Origin of the sequence: Corallococcus sp. AB018, assembly GCF_003986945.1 — a bacterium.
GTDB classification, from domain to species: Bacteria; Myxococcota; Myxococcia; order Myxococcales; family Myxococcaceae; genus Corallococcus; species Corallococcus exiguus.
In genome coordinates this window covers 1-3,959 of sequence record NZ_RAWR01000389.1, presented here as the reverse complement: position 1 = coordinate 3,959, position 3,959 = coordinate 1, and the positions used below count along the sequence as shown (strand labels likewise).

At 67.2% G+C, this 3,959-nt stretch carries 3 protein-coding genes and 1 pseudogene; 3 read left to right on the top strand and 1 reads right to left on the bottom strand.

The features are described from left to right. The first annotated feature begins 423 nt into the window (after positions 1-423). The 3 genes from D7Y11_RS41930 to sctV all read left to right on the top strand — a co-directional run bounded on the left by D7Y11_RS41930 (position 424) and on the right by sctV (position 3,604). Positions 424-825, top strand: coding sequence for a hypothetical protein (locus tag D7Y11_RS41930; protein WP_126936456.1), 402 nt, complete (start codon positions 424-426; stop codon positions 823-825). A gap of 98 nt (positions 826-923) precedes the next feature. Continuing rightward, on the top strand, positions 924-1,391 hold the full coding sequence (locus tag D7Y11_RS41925) for a tetratricopeptide repeat protein (RefSeq protein ID WP_126936455.1): 468 nt from the start codon (positions 924-926) through the stop codon (positions 1,389-1,391). 86 nt (positions 1,392-1,477) lie between these two features. Continuing rightward, positions 1,478-3,604 (top strand): type III secretion system export apparatus subunit SctV, encoded by a 2,127-nt coding sequence (gene sctV / locus D7Y11_RS41920; RefSeq protein ID WP_120580923.1) that lies wholly within the window; start codon positions 1,478-1,480, stop codon positions 3,602-3,604. Between the two features lie 108 nt (positions 3,605-3,712). Here the strand turns inward: sctV and D7Y11_RS41915 are convergent. Next, positions 3,713-3,959, bottom strand: a pseudogene (locus tag D7Y11_RS41915) (FHA domain-containing protein); the annotation flags it as partial.

Here is a 3,959-nt window from a genome sequence, read left to right as displayed (position 1 = left end):
GAGCAGAAGGGCTTCCTGCAGGCGCAGAAGCAGGTTCAGCTCGAGTCCCAGATCATGAGCACCATCACGAACCTCATGAAGAAGATGGACGACATGGCGATGGCCGCCGTGAACAACCTGAAGTAGTCCTTCGCAGGTTGTTGGTTTCGCTCCGGCCCCGTGCTGGTGCCCTTCCAGGGTACCGGTTCGGGGCTGGTGGCGTTTCCGGGCCTGGCCGCGTGAGGCCTCCGCTGGAAAGGATCCGGAAACTTCCACTAGGCTCACGTCGATAACCCTGGAAACGCAGTACTTAGAGACGAGGTTTGGATCATGGGCTCCACCCCGATTAACGGTTCCGCTCCCCGCGTCGGAATCTCGACCACCTCCGCCGCGCCGGCGACCGGCTCGCAGGCTCTCGTGAAGCAGGAGAACCTGCTCCGCTCCATGACGGATTCGCTCGCCAAGGGCCTCCAGGCGCTCCAGGCGAAGAGCGCCCCGGCGGCGGGTGCCGCTGGCCAGACCCAGTCTGCCGGCCAGAGCCAGAAGTCGGCGCAGGGCGACAAGCCCACCGCCGAGCAGGCCATCCAGGGCCTGGCGGAGAAGTACAAGGACTACGTGGGCAGCCTGGGTGAGAAGGCCGGGACCCGCGCGCTGGACAAGGCGCAGAAGACGGTCGCGGACTTCATCGCGAAGAACCCGAACGCCTCCGCCGAGGAGATCAACAAGGAGGCCGAGAAGGCCTTCAACAAGGAGACCAGCTCCGAGTACATCTTCAAGAGCGTCATCGAGAAGTCGATGAGCGACACGATGGCGAAGGTCCAGGAGCGGATCGACGAGGCGGGGTGAGGTCAGCCCTCGCTGAGAAGGGGACCCCGTCTGGAACTGGCGGGGCCCCCGGGCTAGAGTCCCCCGCCGCTGCTGTCCCCGCCCCGGTGAACGCGCCGATGACGACTGAATCCAAGGCCACGGTGTCGAACGACAACGAGAAGCCCCTGTCCGGACCGGAGATGCTCGAGCGGGCCACGGAGGGTTTCAACCTCTTCCAGGACGGGAACTTCAACGAGTCGCTGGCCGTCTTCGAGAAGCTTTCGGTCATGGACCCGAGTGAGGCCTACTTCCAGACCGCTCTGGGCGCCTGCCACCTGGCGCTGGAGGACCTGGACGCCGCCGTGGCGTGCTTCAACCGCGCCATCGAACTGGATCCCGCTGACATCACCCCCTTCGTCAACCGGGGCGAGGCGTTCCTCCGTCAGGGCCGGACGACGGAAGCGGCCCGTGACTTCCAGCATGCCGTGTCGCTGGACCCCGATGACAAGGACCCCCTGAGCCGTCGTGCGCGCATGCTCGCCGCCGCGGCCCTGGAGAGCTCGGACGAGGCTTCGGACTCCGAAGCCCCCGAGGACCACTCGTAGGTTGACCGCAGGCTCCCTCGCCGGACAGGTGAGGGATGGCCCCCCCTTGGGCTCGGGGGCGCGCACGGATTAGGATGGCCCCGCCGATGGCCAACGCCGATCCGAACAGCTTCCTGAACAAGTACTCCGACATCGTCCTGGCCGTGGTCGTCGTGGCCATCGTCGCGATGATGATCGTCCCGCTGCCGACGATCATCCTGGACGTGTTGCTGACGATGAACATCAGCATCTCGGTGATCCTGCTCCTCATCTCCCTCTACGTGCCCAGCCCGCTGTACCTGTCGTCGTTCCCGACGCTCCTGCTGATCACGACGATGTTCCGCCTGTCGCTGACCATCTCCACCACGCGACTCATCCTGCTCACCGGCGACCCGGGCGAAGTGGTGGTGGCGTTCGGTAACTTCGTGGTGCAGGGCAACTTCGTCGTCGGCGCCATCCTCTTCCTCATCCTGGTGGTGGTGAACTTCATCGTCATCTCCAAGGGCTCGGAGCGCGTCGCGGAAGTGGCCGCGCGCTTCACCCTGGACGCGATGCCCGGCAAGCAGATGTCCATCGACGCGGACCTGCGCGCGGGTGTGATTGATCAGGATCAGATGAAGAAGAAGCGCCGCGACCTGGAGCGTGAGAGCCAGCTCTTCGGCGCCATGGACGGCGCGATGAAGTTCGTGAAGGGCGACGCCATCGCGTCCATCATCATCACGGTCATCAACATCGTGGGCGGTCTCATCATCGGCGTGACGCAGAAGGGGATGTCCGCCGGTGACGCCGCGCAGAAGTACACGCTGCTCACCATCGGTGACGGTCTGGTCGGCATGATCCCCGCCATCCTCATCTCCACCTGCGCCGGCATCCTGGTGACGCGCGTGGGCGGCGAGGAAGAGGGCGCGCACCTGGGCAAGGACGTGGGCACGCAGCTCACCGCCTTCCCGAAGGCCATCGCCATCGCGGCGGCCATGCTCGTGGGCCTGGGCCTCATCCCCGGCCTCCCCAAGATTCCCTTCTTCCTGCTGGGCGCGGGCGCGGGCTTCGGCGCCTGGTCGATGATGCGCAAGCGCGACGAGGCGATGGCCGCCGAGGAAGCCGGCCCCGCGATGGAGTCCAGCTTCGGCACGCCCGTGTCCGCCGAGCCTCCGCCCAAGGAGCAGCTCAACCCGGACTCGGAGCTGTTCATCCCCGTCGTCACGCCCATCGTGCTGGAGGTGTCCGACGCGCTGGTGCCCTTCGTGGACTCGCGGCAGGACGGCGGCAAGTTCCTCTTCGAGCTCATCCCGTTCATGCGCGACGGCCTCTTCGTGGAGCTGGGCGTGCGCTTCCCCGGCGTGCGCGCGCGCGGCAACGGCGGCCTGCCGCCCGGGGCCTACCAGATTCAGATCAACGAAGTGCCCGTCGTCACCGGCCAGGCCACCCTGGGCCACATCCTGGTGAACGACACGGTGGAGCGCCTCAAGCTGATGAACATCCCCGGCTTCGAGGCCATCAACCCCGCGACGCGTCAGGCGGCCGCGTGGGTGCCCGAGCAGTTCCGGGAGATGCTCGAGTCCGCGGGCCTCACCACCTGGGACGTGCCCGGCTACATCATCCTGCACACCGCCGCAGTGCTCCGGAAGAACGCCCGCGAGTTCGTGGGCGTTCAGGAGACGCAGACGATGCTGGAGCAGCTGGAGAAGGCGTTCCCGGCCATCGTCAAGGAAGTGGTCCCGAAGATCGTCAACGTGCTGAAGCTGACGGACATCCTCGGGCGCCTGGTGGAGGAGGAGCTCTCCATCCGCGACCTGCGCGGCATCCTCCAGGCCCTGTCCGAGTACGGGCAGGTGGAGGCCGACAACGTCATGCTCACCGAGCATGTCCGCGCCTCGCTGCGCCGCTACATCTCCCACAAGTACGCGCGCGGCACCGGCACGCTGGTGGTGTACCTGCTCGACCCGAACATCGAGGAGGCCATCCGCAGCTCCATCAAGCGCACCTCCGCGGGCGCGCACCTGGCGCTGGAGCCGGAGATTGCCCAGGAGATTGTCGGCGCGGTGCGCTCGGAATGCGGCCACCTGCCGCCCAGCGCCCAGCGCCCCGTCATCCTCACGGCGATGGACATCCGCCGCTACGTGCGCAAGCTGCTGGAGTACGAGTTCAACCCCTCGTTCTCCATCCTCAGCTACCAGGAGCTGTCCCCGGACCTGAACATCCAGCCGGTGGCGCGCATCTCCTCCGGCCGGTAGCGGCCGGGAGCGTGTGAAAGAACCCAGGCCTCCGCTGCTTCAGCGGGGGCCTTGTCGTTTCCGGGGGAAGGAAGGGAAGGGCGGCCGCCGTGGCGCGAAGGGCGCGGCTCAGGCGCCCGCGAGCACGGCGATCATCAGCACCAGGAAGCTCAGCCCCACCACGCCCATGACGATGAGCGGGACGAGCTTCTTCTTGTCCGCCAGCGCGGACACGGCCGCCGGGGCGGGCTCGGGCTCCGGCTCCGGCATGGGCATCTCCTCGCCACCGTCGGGCTGCGGCTCCTCGGAGGACGCGGCCCCATCCTCGGAAGACGGCTGCTCCTCCGGTGGCGCGGGGGCAGGCTCGGGCTCAGGC

Bases quoted from the DNA above. Each gene is read 5' to 3' on its own strand.
- D7Y11_RS41930 (WP_126936456.1), top strand. From the start codon at position 424: ATGACGGATTCGCTCGCCAAGGGCCTCCAGGCGCTCCAGGCGAAGAGC.
- D7Y11_RS41925 (WP_126936455.1), top strand. From the start codon at position 924: ATGACGACTGAATCCAAGGCCACGGTGTCGAACGACAACGAGAAGCCC.
- sctV (WP_120580923.1), top strand. From the start codon at position 1,478: ATGGCCAACGCCGATCCGAACAGCTTCCTGAACAAGTACTCCGACATC.